The sequence below is a fragment of the Streptomyces sp. NBC_01089 genome (assembly GCF_045162975.1).
Taxonomy (GTDB): Bacteria; Actinomycetota; Actinomycetes; order Streptomycetales; family Streptomycetaceae; genus Streptomyces.
Window position 1 is genome coordinate 3,162,817 of the sequence record NZ_CP108660.1, and the last position, 15,392, is coordinate 3,178,208.

Consider the following 15,392-nt stretch of genomic DNA (forward strand, 5'->3'; position numbering starts at 1 on the left):
CAGTCACCCCTCTCCGGGGTCGGTGTCGTCGACGATGGTGGCCAGGGTGTCCTCGGGACGCCGGACGGCAGCGAAGTGGCCGCCGTCGATCCCGACCCGGCGGGCGGGGACCGTGCTGTGCGCGGTCCACTGCCAGACCTTCTCCGGCGGAGCGTGGACGTCCTCCCGGGCGGCGATCAGGGTGAGCGGGAAGTCCACCCGCAGCCCGCGCGCCTCCTGGGCGAACTCGGCCCGGACGGCGTCGTCCTCCCGGAGCATCCCCAGCAGGATGCGGCCCATCGTCGGGTCGGCGAGTACGGCGGACGGGGTCCCTCCGTCGGCGGCGGTCCTGGCGAGCAGTTCCTCGTCGGGTACGGAGTCGAGCAGCGCCCCGGGCCGCTGGAGTCCGGGCGGGACCGCCCCGGACAGTACGGCCCTCTCCGGCGCGACGCCGGCCTGCCGGGCCGCCTCCGCGGCCACCGCGAGGCTCATGGTCGCGCCGAAGCTGTGCCCGAAAGTCGCCCAGCGCAGACCTGGCGTCCGCTCCCGCTCGGTCAGCAGATCGGCCACCACCTGCTCGGCCATACAGCGCACGAGGGCGTGGAAGCCGGCGGCCTTCCGCTCCTGACGGCGGGTCCCGCGGCCCGGGGCGTCCACACCCCGGACCAACAGGTGCGGCTCGCCGAGCGGCTGCCAGCCCCGGTAGACCAGCGAGGTCGCCCCCGCGTGGGGAAAGCAGTAGAGCCGTACCGGAGGCCTTGATACGGGTCGCACGGTCACTCCTTCGTGCTCCGGGCCAGCTTCTCGGCCAGCATCAGGGTGGTCAGATTGGTGGGCGCGCTGGGGAGGGCAGGGAAGAGCGAGGCATCGGCGATCCGCAGGTTCTCGGTGCCGTACACCCGGCCCTCCTGGTCGGAGACCGCCCATGGGTCGGTCTCCGGCCCCATCCGGCATGAACCGGCCGCGTGCCAGCCGGGGTTCGCTATATGGCGGACACCGCTGCGCACCACGCCGTCGTTGGCGACCATCCGGTCGCTCCAGAACTGTGTCCTGGTCAGCCGGCCCGACAGGCCCGGGGACCGCAGGAAGCTCCAGGCCCGGCGCACGCCGCAGCACAGCCGTTCCACGTCCTCGGGGTCGGTGGCGATGCCCAGTTCGATGACGGGCGCCGCGTACGGGTCGGCGCTGTCGAGGAAGACCCGGCCTCGGGAACGCGGGCGCATCAGCATCACCGACATGCCGACGACCAGAGGCCAGCCGAGCCGGTCGACGAAGCCGGGGATGGTGTGGCTCTCCACGTTGTTGAGCAACCCCATCTGGATGTCCACGTCGTCGTCGAAGCCGCTGCTCACCCTGGCCGCGACCTGTCGCCAGGGCAGCCCCGGCGTGCACACCCCGTCGGCCGGCCTGGACCAGATGACGACCGAGGGGTGGTCCACCAGGCCGCGGCCCACCCCGGGCAGGTCCGCCACGGGCGCGATACCGAGGGCCCTGAGCAGTCCGGCGCCGCCCACGCCCGAGCGCTGCAGGATCGCGGGGGTGCCGACGGCCCCCGAGCTGAGCACAACGTGTCGCGCCCGGAACGTGGCGAGCGTGCCGTCGAGTTCGGCCTCCACACCGACCGCCCGGTTCTTCTCGAACAGCACCCGGGTGACCCGGAGGCCGGTGCGCAGATGGAGGTTGGGCAGGTCTCGGACGCCGGCGAGGAAGGCGGTGGAGGCATCGATGCGTTCGCCGTCCACGGCGTTGCCGGGGATCGGGCCGACGCCGCCCTCGCCACCGGCATTGAGGTCCATGAGGTCGGTGACGCCCTGCCGGTTGCACTCCTCCCAGAACGCCGCGTCCAACGGGTGCACCTGATCGCGAGGGGTGCGCCGGATCGGCAGCGGTCCGCTGTCGCCGTGCAGCCGTCCGGGGAAGTCGGCGTCGTTCTCGATGTCCTTGTAGAAGGGCAGCACACGCTCCCACGACCAGTCCGGGTTGCCGGCGGCCGCCCAGGCGGCGAAGTCGCGGGGCAGCCCTCGCAGGGCTATGGCGCCGTTGACGGCGGAGCCGCCGCCGACGACCTTGCCGAGCTGGTAGGGGAAGCGTTCCCAGAGGGCACGGGCTGCCGCCCGGCCGCCGGTGGCCGGCGCGGCCCCCGGTGCCCCGGTGCTGCCCTGGATCAGCTCCTCCAAGCGGTTGCTGGTACGCAGGTTGGCCCGGTAGTCCCAGTTGTGGCCGGCCAGGACGAGACGTCCGGCGTCGGCCAGCGGGTGGGCCCGGGGGCGGGGCCGGGGCTGGTCCCCACCGGCCTCGATGAGCAGGACGTTCCCGGAGTCCCGCGCGGCAAGCCGGGCGGCGGTCACGGCTCCCGCGGAGCCGGCTCCGACAATCACGTACTCCCACTCGCGTACCCCCGCGGCGGGATCGCGGTGGGCGGTCACGTTGCGGACCCCTGGACGGTTGTGATCAGTTCGGTGAAGGACGCGATCGACGCGTTCATGAACAGCCCCTCGACCATCTCCTGCTCCATGTCGGCCTCGATGCCGAACTCGGTGCGCAGCAGCGCGAGCAGGCCGACGGCGTGCAGGGAGTCGCCGCCGATGTCGAAGAAGCCCTCCTCCACACCGAAGTCGCCGTGGCCGAGCTGCTGGGTCCAGAGCTCGAAGAGCCGCTCCTCGACCCGGCTGCGCGGCGCCACCCGCGCGGAGGCGCCTTCGGGATCGTCGTTCCACGGCGCCGGCAGCGCCTTGTGGTCGATCTTGCCGTTCGTCGTCAGGGGCAGGGCGTCCAGGGTCAGGAAACGGCTGGGCACCATGTAGCCGGGCAGCAGAGCCGTCAGCGCCTCACGCAGCACGGCCGGGTCCGGGTCCTTCCCGGGCTCGGGCACCACGTACGCGGCTATCTGCCGCTGCCCGGTACGGGCGTGTGCGGGCGCGGTGACGAGCGTGCTGCGCACCTCGGGCCGGCGCAGCAAAGCGGCCTCGATCTCGCCCAGCTCGACCCGGTAGCCGTTGATCTTCACCTGAAAGTCCTCGCGGCCCAGGATCTCGATATCGCCGCCGTCCAGGTAGCGTCCGAGGTCGCCGGTGCGGTAGAGGCGCTCCCCGGTGACCGGGTGGACCAGGAAGCGTTCGGCGGTGCGCTCGGGGTCGCCGAGATATCCGAGGGCCACGCCGACGCCGCCGATGTGGATCTCGCCGGTGACTCCGACAGGGGATGGCTCCAGCCACTGGTTGAAAACGTGCATGGTCTGGTTGGCCAGCGGCTTGCCGTACGGGATGCTCGCCCATTCGGGCCGGACGGCCTCGATCGGGTGGTGGATCGACCAGATCGAGCCCTCGGTGGCGCCGCCGAGGCTGATCACCCGCATCGCGGGGATCGCCTCCCGTATCCGGTTCGGCAGGTCGACCGGGATCCAGTCGCCGCTCAGCAGGGCGAGCCGCAGTCGGCAGCCGCGCGGGACTCCCCCGTCACCGAGCGAGTCGATCCACATGCGCATCGGCGCGGGCACACTGTTCCAGATGGTGACGCCGTAGCGGCTGATGAGCTGCGACCAGTGGGCGATGTCGTTGCCGCGCGCCGGGTCGGGCACGACGACGGCACCACCCGCGCCGAGGACGCCGAAGAGGTCGTACACCGACAGGTCGAAGCCGGTCGGGGCGAGCGCCATCGTCCGGTCGTCCGCACCGATACCGAAGCGCCGGTTGATGTCCTGCACCGTGTTGGCGGCGCTGCGGTGGGTGATCATCACACCCTTGGGCTCACCGGTGGAGCCCGAGGTGAAGATGACGTAGGCCAGGTCGTCGTGGCCCTGGCGGCGCTCGGGGCGCTCGGTGGGGCACTTCAGGGTGGCCCGGTCCTGTGGAGTCAGGACCGTCGCGCCCTCCGGCCAGGCCAGTGTGTCCCGCAGGTCGGGATCGGTGATGACGGCCCGCACGGAACATCGGGCCAGCAGTTTCAGGCGGCGCTCCTCAGGCAGTTCCGGGTCGATGGCCACGTACGCGGCGCCGGCGTGCAGCACGCCGAGCAGCGCCGAGAACTGGGCGGCACCCGGCCGCATCGACACGGCGACGATCTCGTTCGGCTCGGCGCCCGGGCCGTCCAGGAGCCGGTGCGCTATCCGGTGCGCGTCCTCGGTGAGCCCGCGGTACGTGGTCTCTGCGCCGGGCGTCACGACCGCGATGGCGTCGGGGCGGCGCACGGCCGCCTCGGAGACCAGCTCGTGCAGCAGCGCCGGCGGGATGTCCTCGGCCGTGGCGTTGGCTCGCACCCGCTCCTCGGTCTGTGTGTCCGGCAGCGGCACGATCCCGCGGGTGGCGTCCCACACGGAAGCGTCGTCGACCAGACGGTCGAGCAGGGTCACATACGCATCGAACATGGCCTCGACGGTGTTCTCGGGGAACAGGCCGGCGACCGCGTTCCAGTTGATGGAGAGCCGTTCGTCCAGCTCGAGGATCTGATTCTCCAGCCAGACCTGGGGAGTTCGGCTGTGGTCGTGGACCAACTCGCCGAAGGCCTCAAGGCGCCCCGCGTCCGTCTTGCCGTCGCCGGCGCCGAGCATGCTGGAGAAGACCACGGGCATCGAGGCCCGGCTGTCGTCCCTGCGGCGGGCCAGGTCGCGCAGGACCCGGATTCCGCCGCGCGTGGAGTGCGCCAAGTCCTCCAGGGCCTGGGCCTGAACGCCCCGCGCACGCTGCTCGAAGGTCTCCTCGGCCCGGCCGCCGACGGCGAGCAGGCTCGGGGTCAGGAAGTCGCCCATGACGGCATCGAGCTGCGGGTGCAGCCCGAGCCGGTGGAACTGGGTGACGGTCAGGGTGAACTCCTGCCGCCGCGACCAGGTCCGCACCACCTCCGCGTAGGCCGCGAGCAGCACACCCGACGGGGTGAGCCCGTGCCGGGCGGCCGCCGCACGCAGTGCCTCCCAACGTTGCGGCGCCAGCACCGCACGGTGCCGTACGAAGCGGGGGGTGCCGAGCTGCTCGGGCGCCACGGCGAGCGGCAGCTCCGGCGCGGGCGGCAAGGTGTCGAGGCGGTCCGCCCAGTACGCGGCGTCCTCCTGGCCCAGGGCGGCGCCGCGCAGTTCCTCCTGCGCGAGCACATAGTCGCGGAACGACAGCTCCAGCGGCTCCGGGTGCCGGCCGGGCTCGTCGTAGAAGAGGCGCCACTCGTCGAGGAGCCTGCGCAGGCCCCGCATGTCGACGAAGAGCAGATCCACGGCCATGTGGAGCCGGACCCGGTCGTTGTCGAGCAGTGAGGCACGGACGTCGAACAGCGGCGCCCGGTCCACCGGAAGCACCTGCTCCGTCAACTCGGCGCGTATCCTCTCGACTTCGGCGATCTGTTCCTCAGCGCCACGGCTCCGCAGATCGGTGCTGCGTATGACGTAAGGCTCCACCTCGTCCGCGGCGAGAACCCGCTGCGTCTGGTCCTGGCCGGCCACCGTGCGCAAGGCGTCGTGCCGGTCGATGACCTTCCGCAGGGCCTCGGCCAGACGGTCCACGTCGAGACCGGGACAGTCGAACTCCAGGTAGTACTGGCTGGAGATGCCGCCGAGTTCCAGGCCCTTGTGGCGGCCGATCAAGTAGGCCTGCTGGATGTCGGTGAGCGGGAACGGCTCGTGACGGCGCTCCGGCTGTGGCTTGAGGCCGGGCAGCCGGGCGTCGTCCGGGCGGGTGTGTTCGGCCCCGCAGCGCAGCTCCGCGAAAAGATCCTCCATCGAGGTCCGCCCCCTTTTTTTGTCGGATGCCCAGGCTGTCGGATGCCCAGGTGGGCTTTCGAATTCCTATACGAAAATGGAGGTTAGGAGGGGGGCGTAAACGTCTTCAATACGGTCCGACCGTAAGGGTGACCGTAGGATTTCACCGGCGCTCGACTATCGCTTGACCCGCGCCGGACTCCCCGGCCACAGAACGGACTTCACCATTGACCCACGACGGGAGCCCGGCGACATCATCGGTGCATGGACATTCTGAAATCCCCGGGATCGGCCGGGAAACGCATACTCGTCGGGGCAACAGGATCTATTGCGGTGACCGGACTTCCGTCATATATCGAGGCGATGCGCCGCCAGATCGAGGGCAGCACGTTCACGGTCCTGCTCACCCGCACCGCGGGGTCGTTCATTTCGCCCGAGAGCGTCGCGCTGTTCGCCGAGCGAGTGGTGTACGGGGAGTCCCCGGCGGACTGGCCGACCGACAAGCCGTCCCGGATCGCCGGCGACCACGACATTCTCGCGGTCCTGCCCGCTACCGCGCACACGCTCGCCACCGCGGCGGGCGGGGCCGCGCCCAATCGGCTGATGACGGTGGCGTTGTCGGTCGACTACCCCGTCGTCTACTTCCCGGTGATGGGCGCCACGATGTGGCACAAGCCGGCCGTCGGGCGGAACATCGCGCAGATCCGCGAGGACGGCGGGATCGTCAACGAGCCGGAGTGGCACAACGGTTTCGACCCGACCACGGGCACCGTAAGCCGTCATCCCGCGCTGCCCTCGCCCGAGACGGTGGCCGCGGTGGTGGAGGACCTTCTCGCCAAAGCGCGCTGACCCCGCCCTCCGCACAGGTGAGGCCCCGCCGGTCCGGCGGGGCCTCACCTGTGCGGGGTCGGCTCAGGCGGCGATGGCGGTCGCCTCGATCTCGATGAGGAAGTCGGGCTCGGCGAGAGTGGCGACCCCGACCAGAGTGGTGGGCCGGATGACGTCCGCGCCCAGCTTGGCCGCCGCACGCTCGGCGCCCGCAGTGATGGCCTCCCACTTGTCGAGTGACCAGTCCACGACGTAGATCGTCAGGCGCAGCACGTCGTCGAAGGTGGCGCCGGCCGCCTTGAGGCCGGTCGCGACGTTGAGGTAGACCTGCTCGGTCTGGGCCGCGAGGTCGCCCATGCCCACCGGCTCACCGTCGGCGGTGCGCGGTGTCTGGCCGCTCAGGAAGACCACTCGGTTACCGGTACCGACGGCCAGCTGCCGCCATCCGTAGGGCTTGGGGAGGTCGGGGGGGTCGAGGGCCTCGACTGCCATTGCACTGTCCTTTCTCGAAGTGCCCTGCGGGCAGGGGTGGTTGCCCCTGCCCGCGGCGGGTGGTTGTTGTGGTGCACGGAGGGAGGAGGGAGAGCGTGGGTCAGCTGTTCTCGCGGCAGGTCGCGTAGTACTTGCGCACCAGGCTGACCAGCTCGGGATCGAAGCGGGACGCGAAGAGCAGTTCGGCCGGCGGGGTGAACTCCGGGTCCAGCTCGTTCGCCCAGGCGAGCGTGGCGGGGCGCAGATCCATCTCGATCCACTGGTGCCACTCGACGGGTATCGTCCAGTCCTGCTCGTAGCCGATGCCCATCTGGTGGTCGATGAGGACGTCGACGATCTCCTCGCGGGTGCCGGTCTTGAGGGGCTGCCTCAGCGGGGCAAAGCGGTCCAGGTCGGCCTCCGGCTCCTCGCCCAGGATCCGGGCGGCGAAGTCCTGGGCCAGGAGAGGGGAGAGGTGCAGGCCGTCGCGGTAGGTACCGGTCATGATCCACAGCCCCTGCATGCCGCCGTGGCCGAGCAGCGGGAAGCCGTCCATGGACACCGGGCGGTTGCCCACCTGGATCTTGGCGACGTCGCTGTTCCAGAGGTTGCGGCGGACCTGGCGGTGGGCGCACTGCAGGAGGAAGACCAGGTCGCGCATCTCGGCGGTGTCACGCGGTTCCACGGAGATGACGTTGGTGGCGCCGAGGTAGACGTGCCCGTCGCCGCGTGGGACGACGTGGAGGCCACAGGCGAAGGAACGGTTCGGGGTGCGGACGACGCTGTCCGGGCTGGTGCCGTCCGCGGTCCTGATCAGGGAGGAGACGCCGTAACCGCTGACGAGGCGGGGGACGCGGGAGCCGATGGGCAGACTGTCCAGGAGCTCCTGGCTGCGTGCGCCGGCGGCCAGCGTCACCTGGTCGGCGCTGATCGTCCGCCCGGAGGCGGTGACCACTCCGGTCACCCGCTCCCCCTGGTGCACGACGCGGGTGGCGGGCTCGGGGACGAGGGTGGCGCCTGCCTGGACAGCCGCCTGTTCGAGCCGCTCCAGAAGTGCGGCAGCGTTGACGGCGTGCTCACCGGGTATGTGGAAGGCCTTCAGCGGCCGGGAGATCGGCTCGGCGTCCACCCAGTCGAGGTCGGCGGGCTCGACGTCCTCGAAGGGCTCGTCGTAGCGGGCGAGCTCGGTACGGATGGCGTTGTAGTTGGCGTCGTCGATCTCGGCCGTGCCGATGGTGTTGAGGATGACGGTGGTGCCGTCGGCGGTCTTGATGGGGGCGCCCTCGGTGCTCGCCTCGAGTCCGGCCAGCCACTGCGGCCACAGCTTGGTCGCCTGGATGCCGAGTTCGAGCTTGGCCCGGCCGTGCTCGGTCGCGAGCAGCGAGGTGGTGACCTCGGCGAAACAGCCGAGCATGGCTCCGGCCGCGGCTGATCCGGCCCAGGGCCGGTGTGGCCGGCCGAGTACGGCGACACGCTGTCCCCGCTGTGCCAGGACCCAGGCGAGCGATAATCCTAGGACTCCGTTGCCGGCGATGACGACATCGAAGCCCGTACCGTCCGCGTTCCCGTTGGCGCTCATGGCATTCCAATCCTCAGGGGCAGGTCCTGTCGCCCTGCTGTGAATTCGCATTCGTCTGAACTGATGCTCGTGACTTGGCACGGGGCATTCCGGCCGGGCCGGATATGTGGGGTCAGTGACGCAGGAACTCGTACATCGTGAAGTCCATGTCCACGATTCCGCGCTCGTTGGTGTGGGCCGCGACCACCGGGGATTCCGGGAAGTCCGCCGCGGGCAGTTCGACGGTCTCGCTGCGGTAGCGGCGGCCATCGAAGCCGGCGTCGGCGGCCGCCCGCAGCATCTTGTTCTTGTTGCCCATGGCCTCGCTGGTGCCCAGGTAGATCCGGCCGGCCGGGGTCAGGTGGGGTACCACGTCCTGGAAGAACCGACGCACCATCTCGTAGCCGGGGTCGAAGACCGCGCGCTCGATCCGGCCCGCGCAGGAGCGGCTCTCCGGAGCCTCGATGAACGGGGTGTTCCAGAAGACCAGGTCGAACGGTTCGGCGGGCTCCAGTGCGTCGAACAGATTGCTGGTCAGTGCCGTGACCCGGTCGGACACCCCGTGCCGGGCGGCGTTGCGGTGGGTGTTCTCCGCCGCGGCCGGGTTGATGTCCAGGGCGACCACGCGCTCACTGCCGCGCTGGGCGGCGAGCACCGAGGCGAGGCCCGCGCCGCAGCCCATCTCCAGGAAGCGGATGCCCTTTCCGTACGGCACCCAGGAGGCGAACAGTTCCGGGCCCGGGTCCGTGTAGGGCGGGAACACCTCGGGGAGCAGTTCCCACTCCTGGTCGAGGAGCGTGAACGTCGTCCGGGCCGGACGGTCCGGGTTCTGGATCTGCGACACCACCCAGTTCCCGAGTTCGTAACCGAGCTTGTTGTCCATGGGGTCCTCCACTCAGGGGAGCCGCCGGAGAAATCCTGTCCTGCTCCGGGGCTCCCGGCGATGGGTTGCTGCCGGCGGGCGGGGAACGGCCGCCGGAAGGTGCTGCGTCGAGCGCGGACCCGGGATCGGAAGGGCGAGGTCAGCTCTCGCTCGTCTGCGGGCCCCCTGCCCGGCCGCGGGCCAGCGTCCGGTCGATCAGGACGACGGGGACGGTGAGTACGGCAAGACCTGCGCCGATCCAGGGGATGGAGGTCAGTCCGGCTCCGGCACCGAGGGCGACACCCGCGAGGACGGGGACGAGACTGATGCCGAGCTGGAACATGGAGACGGCGGTGGCTCCGGCGAGCGTCGGCGCGTCGGCCGCCACGGTGAACACCCGGCCGTAGACAGCCGGGTTGAGCACGAATCCGGCGATTCCCAGCAGCAGTACCAAGATGATGACCGCGGGGGCGTAGTCGGCGAGAAGGGCCAGCAGCACCGACGTGACGAGGATGCCGCCCGCGCCGATGAGGAGTGCGTGGTGGGGACGCCCGTCGGCGATCCGGCCGCCGATGAACAGACCGAAGAACGCACCGACGCCGAACAGGACGAGGATCGGGGGCACCCACACGGAGCCGACGCCAGTGACGTCCCTGAGGAGCGCCGCAAGGTAGTTGTACGAGATCATGTACGCGGCGGTACTCAGCAGCGTCGCGACGTACACCACCCACAGTTGCGGCTGCCGCATGGTGCGCAACTCGCGGCTCACGCTGGGTTCCTGCGCCGCCTTGGTCGCGGGGACGGCGGTGGCCGTCGAGACCGCACCGAGGACGGTCAGGGCGACCACCGCCCAGAACCCGCCCTGCCAGCCGGTGAAGTGGCTGAGGAACGCACCGGCGGGGCCACCGCCGACCATGGCGATGCTGAGTCCGCTGACGACGACGCCGGAGGCCCGTGCGGTGCGTTCGGGGGCGACGAGTCCGATCGCGGTGACCGCGGCGACCGCCCAGAACCCGGCATAGGCCAGACCGCACAGGAAACGGGTGACGATCAGCACGGTGAAGTTGTCGGTCACCAGGCCGATCGCCACGAAGACGGCGAACGCGACCTGCGAGATCACCAGTGTGGTGCGTCGCGGCCAGCGCAGTGTCAGGACGGCGAGCGGTGGGCCGCCGATGACGACGCCGATGGCGAACGCGGAGATCAGCGCACCGGCGGAGGAGAGCGAGATGTGCAGGTCGTCGGCGATGTCCGGGAGGACCCCGGCAAGCAGGAACTCGGCACTGCCCATGGCGAACAGGCTGAACGCGAGCAGGTAGACCGCGAACGGCAACCGGTCATGGGCCTTGCGCGCGGCCGCATCGTGGGCATCGGTCTGAACGCTCATCGGCAACCGCCGAGCGTACGGGGGGTGGTCGGACACATGGGGAGAACTCCTTGTCGGGACGGTTCGGGCGGACGGATCAGGGCGGGTGCATGCCGGCCCGGCCGGCGTGCGCAGAACGGCGCCGCCGGACCCGTGAGACGGCCGCCCGAGTGGCGCGGGCATCTCGGCGATCCGTTTGATCACGGTGATCACTGCCAGTCCCCATGCTGGAACCGTGCGTCGCGGAATGACAATATTTGTTGCCGAGACCGGGACGCGCGGGCGCCGTCCGGCGGGACCGGTTCCAGGGCCCGGCCACCGGGTCAGTCATCACCGGGGAGGGCCTCACCCCAGCCCCACTTCTTGATGGTGGTACGTCCCGAAGGCCCGGTGCCCGGCTGCGAGTTGGCCATCGCCCGGCGCGAGCCGAACTCGATGTAGCCGACGAACGCCGAGCGGAACTCCGCGTCCTCGGGAATGCCCACGACGTCCATGGCCTCCAGCATCAGCTCCACCCACCGCGCACGCTGCTCGGGCGTGATGGAGCGGCCGCGGTGCCGGGAGACCATGCGCGGGTATCCGCCGTGGTCCTCGGTGTAGCGCTCGGGGCCGCCGAGGACCTCGCCGAGGAAGGTCGCGACGTGCTGTGGGTGGTCGTCGTCCATGTGCTTGAAGAGCGGAGCGAGGAGCTCGTCCTTGCGGACGCGCCGGTAGAACTCCTCCGTGAGCCTTTCCAGCGCCTCGGCGCCACCGGCCCATTCGTACAGGGTGGGAGTCTGGTCCGTCACTGTGTCACCTCTTCTGTGGTGCTCGGTGGTGGTGGGGCGCGCTCAGGCCGCGTACAGGTCGAAGGTCGGGGTCGGCGGGCCGCTCTGGGCGCCGGTGACGAGCCGGGGGTCGACCGCGAGCATCAGTTGGTGCAGTCGCTGAAGTTGCGGAGCGGGCTCCAGACCCATGTCCTCTATCAGCCGCCGGCGCAGCCTGCGGTAGAGGCCGAGGGCTGCGGACTGCCGCCCGGAGCGGTAGAACGCGACCATGGCCTGGGCGTAGAGCCGCTCGTGGGAGGGGTTTCTCCCCGTCAGTTCGATGAGTTCCGCGAGGAGTTCGGTGTGCATGCCGAGGCGCAGCTCGGCGTCGATGCGCCGCTCGGTGGCGAGCAGCCGGCTCTCCTCCAGGGCGGCCGCGTGGATCCGCAGCGCCTTCCCGGCCCGTACGTCGACGAGCGCCGGCCCTCGCCACAGTGCCAGGGCCTGGCGGAGCAGCCGGGACGCCAGCTCGTTGTCTCCGTCCGCGAAAGCCGCGAGGCCGTCGCGGGTCGCTCGCTGGAACGCGAAGGCGTCCACGTCCTTCTCGGCGACCCGCAGGAGATAGCCCCTCGGTCCGGTGGCGAGGAGTTGCCGGGCCCGGGCCGGCCCGTCGGGCCCGCCGAGGGCGGCGGCCAGGACGCGGCGCAGGCGCAGGACGTATGTCTGGAAGGTGGTGTGCGAGCTGCGCGGTGGCGTCGGCCCCCACAGTTCCTCCCGCAGGACCGATGCCGGGACGAGCTGTCCCGAGTGGAGCGCGAGGAGTGTCAGGATCTGCCGCTCCTTCGCCGCCGTAGGCACGACCGGGACACCGTCCGTCTCGGCCTCCAGCGGACCGAGAATCCGTATCTTCACGCGTCCTCCGTAACTCGCATGTGACCCGTCCGGCTTCCCTGTTCCGCCGGGGCGACCGCTCTGGGAAGGAACATAGAAGTGCGGGGGTGAAGCCCTCAATACGGTGGGACCGTAGGGCTGACCGAAGAATCTGTGGCCTTAGCCGTCCGGCAATCACGCGGGCATGCGTGGGCGGCCTGCGGCGGGAATGCCGCAGGCCGTCCGAACTACGGGGGTGACAATGCAGGGGGAAGGCGCTCAGGAGCACAAACAGAATCCGGGCAGGCCGAAGAAACACCCGCAGGCGTGCCGGACGACGAGTGAACCCCGGGAGATCCGGGGGCAGACCGGAATTGAATGGCCGTCGACGATTCCGTCGAGATATTCCGATGCCCGCCGCCACGGGCACCACGGTCGGACGGGAAGGGTCAGGCCCGGGGCCGGCACAGGCGGGCCGTGTGCACGGTGACCGCCGTGAGGTAGAAGGCGTCGGGGCGCCACAGGATGCCCGTGCAGTCGTCCCTGTCCAGGAGTTGCTCCACGGTCAGCCGGTCGACGAGGTCGAGGTGCTCACCGTGTTCGTCGAGCAGGAGGCGCAGGCGGGTGTGCAGATGCCGGCGCGCACCCAGGTCCAGGGGGGCGGGGAAGTCGATCAGGAAGGTGCGGCTGCCGGTGGGTACAAGCCCCGCGGACGCCAGCAGGCACGGCCAGTCCTCGACCACGGATGTGGCGCCCGGCAGCCGGGCGCGTCCGGCTGCGAACCGCTCCTCGATGGCCGCGTCCAGACGCGCCTGGAGGCCGGGTTTGCCGATGCCGATGTCGCGGGGCAGGAAGCGCGGCGGCAGCCCGCGTTCGGCGACGGCGAGCATGCCGCCGGGCTGCAAAGCGGAAGCCAGGCTCCGCAGCGCCGCCTGCTGGTCGCCCAAGTGGCGGCAGACGTTGCCGGTCCAGATCAGGTCGGCCGGTCCGAGCAGGCCGAACTCTTCGGGCAGTTCGGCCCGTCGGGTGACGATCCGCTCGGTCAGCCCGCGCTCCGCTGCGCGGTCCTCGGCCCGGGCGAGGAGCGTGGCCGACCGGTCCACGGCCACGACGGCCGACTGCGGGAAGACCTGGGCCAGGACGCAGGAAGCCACTCCGGGCCCGCTGCCGATGTCGAGGATTCGGCGGACCGCCGCCGTGTCCCGGCCGGCGGGCCCGAGCAGGCTCCCCAACCAGCGCGCCGCGTCCGTCAGGAAGCCGGAGTGGAGTTCCGTCTCTTGCTCCGGCTCGGCGCCGGGGGCCTCTCCGGGGGCCTCGCCGTCGAAGACCGGGGCGCGGTGTGCAGATGTCATACGGTCACCTCCGGCGTTCAGGATGGAGACGCCGGGGGTTCTGGGCAATTCTTGTTGCCGAATCCGGAACCGGTGCGCGATTCGGTTCAGTACGCGGCGGCCGCCGCCCGCAGGCGACGCGCACTCGCCGGGCGGATCAGGTCCCGTGCGCAGGTGTCCAGGAGCTCCCGTTGGGCGGTCAGCAGGAAGTAGTGGCCGCCCGGGAACGTCTCCATGCGCAGGGCGCGCCGGGTGCACCGGCGCCAGCCGGCCAGGTCCGCCCTCGTGACGCTGTGGTCCTGGAGACCGCGCATCACGGTGACCGGGCAGTGCACGACATGGCGCGGGTCGCGGCGGTAGGACTCCATCACAGCCACGTCCGCACGCAGCGCGGGCAGCACCCGGTCCGCGCGCCGCGGGTCCCGGCCGACCGGGGGCATCCGGCCGCGGTCACGGAGCCTGCGGATCATCGCCGCGTCCGGCAGGTGGCTGACGGCGTGCTCCGGCGCGGTCCGGTGCGGCAGTCCGGAGCCCGACACGTAGAGCCGCTCGGCGACCGCGTCGTGCTCCCACTCGAGCCGGGCGGCCATCTCGTACGCGAGGAGAGCACCGAAGCCGTGCCCGTAGAACGCGAACGGGCGGTCACACATGCGGGCCACGTACGGCATGATCTCAGCCAGCAGCGGCTCCAGGCTGCCGCACGGGCGGGTGCGCGGATGGCGGCCTCGGCCGGGCAGCTCCACGGGGGTGACGACCACCAGAGGGCCGATGGCCTCGGCCCACGGCAGGTACACGCCGGCCGAGACGCCCTCGAACGGGAGACAGAAAAGCCGCACCGAGGTGTCGCCGGTCATCGGCTCACCGGCCCCACGAGCAGGTCGTCGGCGCCGGGTTGGCACCTCGGAGTTCCGCCGCGCAGCAGGGTGTCGTACGCCTCGGTGGCCATGTGGACGAGGCGGAGCCCCGCCCTCCGGCTCCTCAGCTCGCTCGCGTACCGCCAGGCGAAGGTCCAGGTGCGGTCGTCGCGCCGGATGAGGGTGGCGCGCGTGGACGGGCCCTGGTCGAGGGGCAGTCCGCCGGCGGACTCCCGAGCCAGCCGCTCGGCGAGGCAGGCGTCCTGCACCTCTGTACGGGTGGCCCGCCAGTCGACGACCTGGAGACGGAAGCCGGAGCCGAGCACGGCCTGCCAGGCCTGCTCGTACACCAGCGGCAGGAGGCTGGTCAGGGACAGCACGAACTGCTCGGTGCGGCCGCTCTCGGGCGGGGCCGGGACCGACAGCGGCGGCAAGGCCGGGCGGAGGGCCCATATCGGGCAGAGCTCCTCACTTGAGGCGCTCACGTGATCACCGATCCTTCCATCAGGATTTCGCCATTAGGTCGCGGTGAATATGCCAGGTTCCAGGGGAACGCTTTCCGTGTGGCTCGCCGGTCACCACCGCAATGCCGTGCAGACCGTACCCATGCGGTACCCGCGCTCATCAATACGGTGGGACCGAAACAGTGGCCGAATGAACACGTGTCGATTCCATCAGGTGGAAGCATTTGCATAATTCCAGTGGGGGTTGTGCTAGCAGCGGGCTACATTCGCGGGTGTACGCCGTTCACCGGCGGTCGGGGGATCGATGGGGGATCGATGGGTGGCTCGATTTCTCTCTGACCTGTCTGCAAAACACCCTTTCCGTCAGGGCGGCGACGGCTTGA

General features: G+C 70.7%; 13 protein-coding genes. 1 reads left to right on the top strand and 12 read right to left on the bottom strand.

The window, feature by feature from the left end:
- Positions 1–3: 3 nt before the first annotated feature.
- The 3 genes from OG510_RS13885 to OG510_RS13895 are packed head-to-tail and all read right to left on the bottom strand — an operon-like array spanning position 4 to position 5,680.
- Positions 4–759 (bottom strand): thioesterase II family protein, encoded by a 756-nt coding sequence (locus tag OG510_RS13885; RefSeq protein WP_406137073.1) that lies wholly within the window; start codon positions 757–759, stop codon positions 4–6.
- Complete coding sequence (locus OG510_RS13890; protein ID WP_406137074.1) at positions 756–2,405, bottom strand: GMC family oxidoreductase; 1,650 nt, start codon at positions 2,403–2,405, stop codon at positions 756–758. The genes OG510_RS13885 and OG510_RS13890 overlap by 4 nt, the downstream gene beginning before the upstream one ends.
- The gene (locus OG510_RS13895; RefSeq protein WP_406137075.1) at positions 2,402–5,680 is read right to left on the bottom strand and encodes a non-ribosomal peptide synthetase; all 3,279 of its coding nucleotides are present in this window, start codon (positions 5,678–5,680) and stop codon (positions 2,402–2,404) included. Before OG510_RS13895 ends, OG510_RS13890 begins: the two co-directional genes overlap by 4 nt.
- 243 nt (positions 5,681–5,923) lie before the next feature.
- On the opposite strand from OG510_RS13895, the gene OG510_RS13900 reads away from it, so the two are divergent.
- Positions 5,924–6,508: a flavoprotein gene (locus OG510_RS13900; RefSeq protein ID WP_239073883.1), complete on the top strand. Its 585-nt coding sequence runs from the start codon at positions 5,924–5,926 to the stop codon at positions 6,506–6,508.
- 63 nt (positions 6,509–6,571) lie between these two features.
- On the opposite strand, the gene OG510_RS13905 is transcribed toward OG510_RS13900, so the two are convergent.
- From OG510_RS13905 to OG510_RS13945, 9 genes are all read right to left on the bottom strand, one after another.
- On the bottom strand, positions 6,572–6,979 hold the full coding sequence (locus OG510_RS13905) for a RidA family protein (RefSeq protein WP_164258513.1): 408 nt from the start codon (positions 6,977–6,979) through the stop codon (positions 6,572–6,574).
- 100 nt (positions 6,980–7,079) lie between these two features.
- On the bottom strand, positions 7,080–8,537 hold the full coding sequence (locus tag OG510_RS13910) for an NAD(P)/FAD-dependent oxidoreductase (protein WP_406137076.1): 1,458 nt from the start codon (positions 8,535–8,537) through the stop codon (positions 7,080–7,082).
- Between the two features lie 112 nt (positions 8,538–8,649).
- Positions 8,650–9,399: a methyltransferase gene (locus OG510_RS13915; protein ID WP_164258517.1), complete on the bottom strand. Its 750-nt coding sequence runs from the start codon at positions 9,397–9,399 to the stop codon at positions 8,650–8,652.
- Positions 9,400–9,538: 139 nt separating this feature from the next.
- Positions 9,539–10,765 (bottom strand): Cmx/CmrA family chloramphenicol efflux MFS transporter, encoded by a 1,227-nt coding sequence (locus OG510_RS13920; protein WP_164258519.1) that lies wholly within the window; start codon positions 10,763–10,765, stop codon positions 9,539–9,541.
- A 302-nt stretch (positions 10,766–11,067) separates the two neighbouring features.
- Complete coding sequence (locus tag OG510_RS13925) at positions 11,068–11,532, bottom strand: group II truncated hemoglobin (protein ID WP_164258521.1); 465 nt, start codon at positions 11,530–11,532, stop codon at positions 11,068–11,070.
- A gap of 42 nt (positions 11,533–11,574) precedes the next feature.
- Positions 11,575–12,402 (bottom strand): AfsR/SARP family transcriptional regulator, encoded by an 828-nt coding sequence (locus OG510_RS13930; RefSeq protein WP_164258523.1) that lies wholly within the window; start codon positions 12,400–12,402, stop codon positions 11,575–11,577.
- A 407-nt stretch (positions 12,403–12,809) separates the two neighbouring features.
- Complete coding sequence (locus tag OG510_RS13935) at positions 12,810–13,712, bottom strand: class I SAM-dependent methyltransferase (protein ID WP_406137077.1); 903 nt, start codon at positions 13,710–13,712, stop codon at positions 12,810–12,812.
- An 86-nt stretch (positions 13,713–13,798) separates the two neighbouring features.
- A complete protein-coding gene (locus OG510_RS13940) occupies positions 13,799–14,545 on the bottom strand; it encodes a thioesterase II family protein (protein ID WP_406137078.1) in 747 nt (248 codons plus the stop codon).
- Positions 14,542–15,030 (bottom strand): hypothetical protein, encoded by a 489-nt coding sequence (locus OG510_RS13945; protein ID WP_406137079.1) that lies wholly within the window; start codon positions 15,028–15,030, stop codon positions 14,542–14,544. The genes OG510_RS13940 and OG510_RS13945 overlap by 4 nt, the downstream gene beginning before the upstream one ends.
- Positions 15,031–15,392 lie beyond the last annotated feature (362 nt).

Excerpts from the sequence above, each read along its gene's own strand:
- OG510_RS13895 (WP_406137075.1), bottom strand. The coding sequence starts at position 5,680 with ATGGAGGATCTTTTCGCGGAGCTGCGCTGCGGGGCCGAACACACCCGC.
- OG510_RS13900 (WP_239073883.1), top strand. The coding sequence starts at position 5,924 with ATGGACATTCTGAAATCCCCGGGATCGGCCGGGAAACGCATACTCGTC.
- OG510_RS13905 (WP_164258513.1), bottom strand. The coding sequence starts at position 6,979 with ATGGCAGTCGAGGCCCTCGACCCCCCCGACCTCCCCAAGCCCTACGGA.
- OG510_RS13910 (WP_406137076.1), bottom strand. The coding sequence starts at position 8,537 with ATGAGCGCCAACGGGAACGCGGACGGTACGGGCTTCGATGTCGTCATC.
- OG510_RS13915 (WP_164258517.1), bottom strand. The coding sequence starts at position 9,399 with ATGGACAACAAGCTCGGTTACGAACTCGGGAACTGGGTGGTGTCGCAG.
- OG510_RS13920 (WP_164258519.1), bottom strand. The coding sequence starts at position 10,765 with ATGAGCGTTCAGACCGATGCCCACGATGCGGCCGCGCGCAAGGCCCAT.
- OG510_RS13935 (WP_406137077.1), bottom strand. The coding sequence starts at position 13,712 with ATGACATCTGCACACCGCGCCCCGGTCTTCGACGGCGAGGCCCCCGGA.
- OG510_RS13940 (WP_406137078.1), bottom strand. The coding sequence starts at position 14,545 with ATGACCGGCGACACCTCGGTGCGGCTTTTCTGTCTCCCGTTCGAGGGC.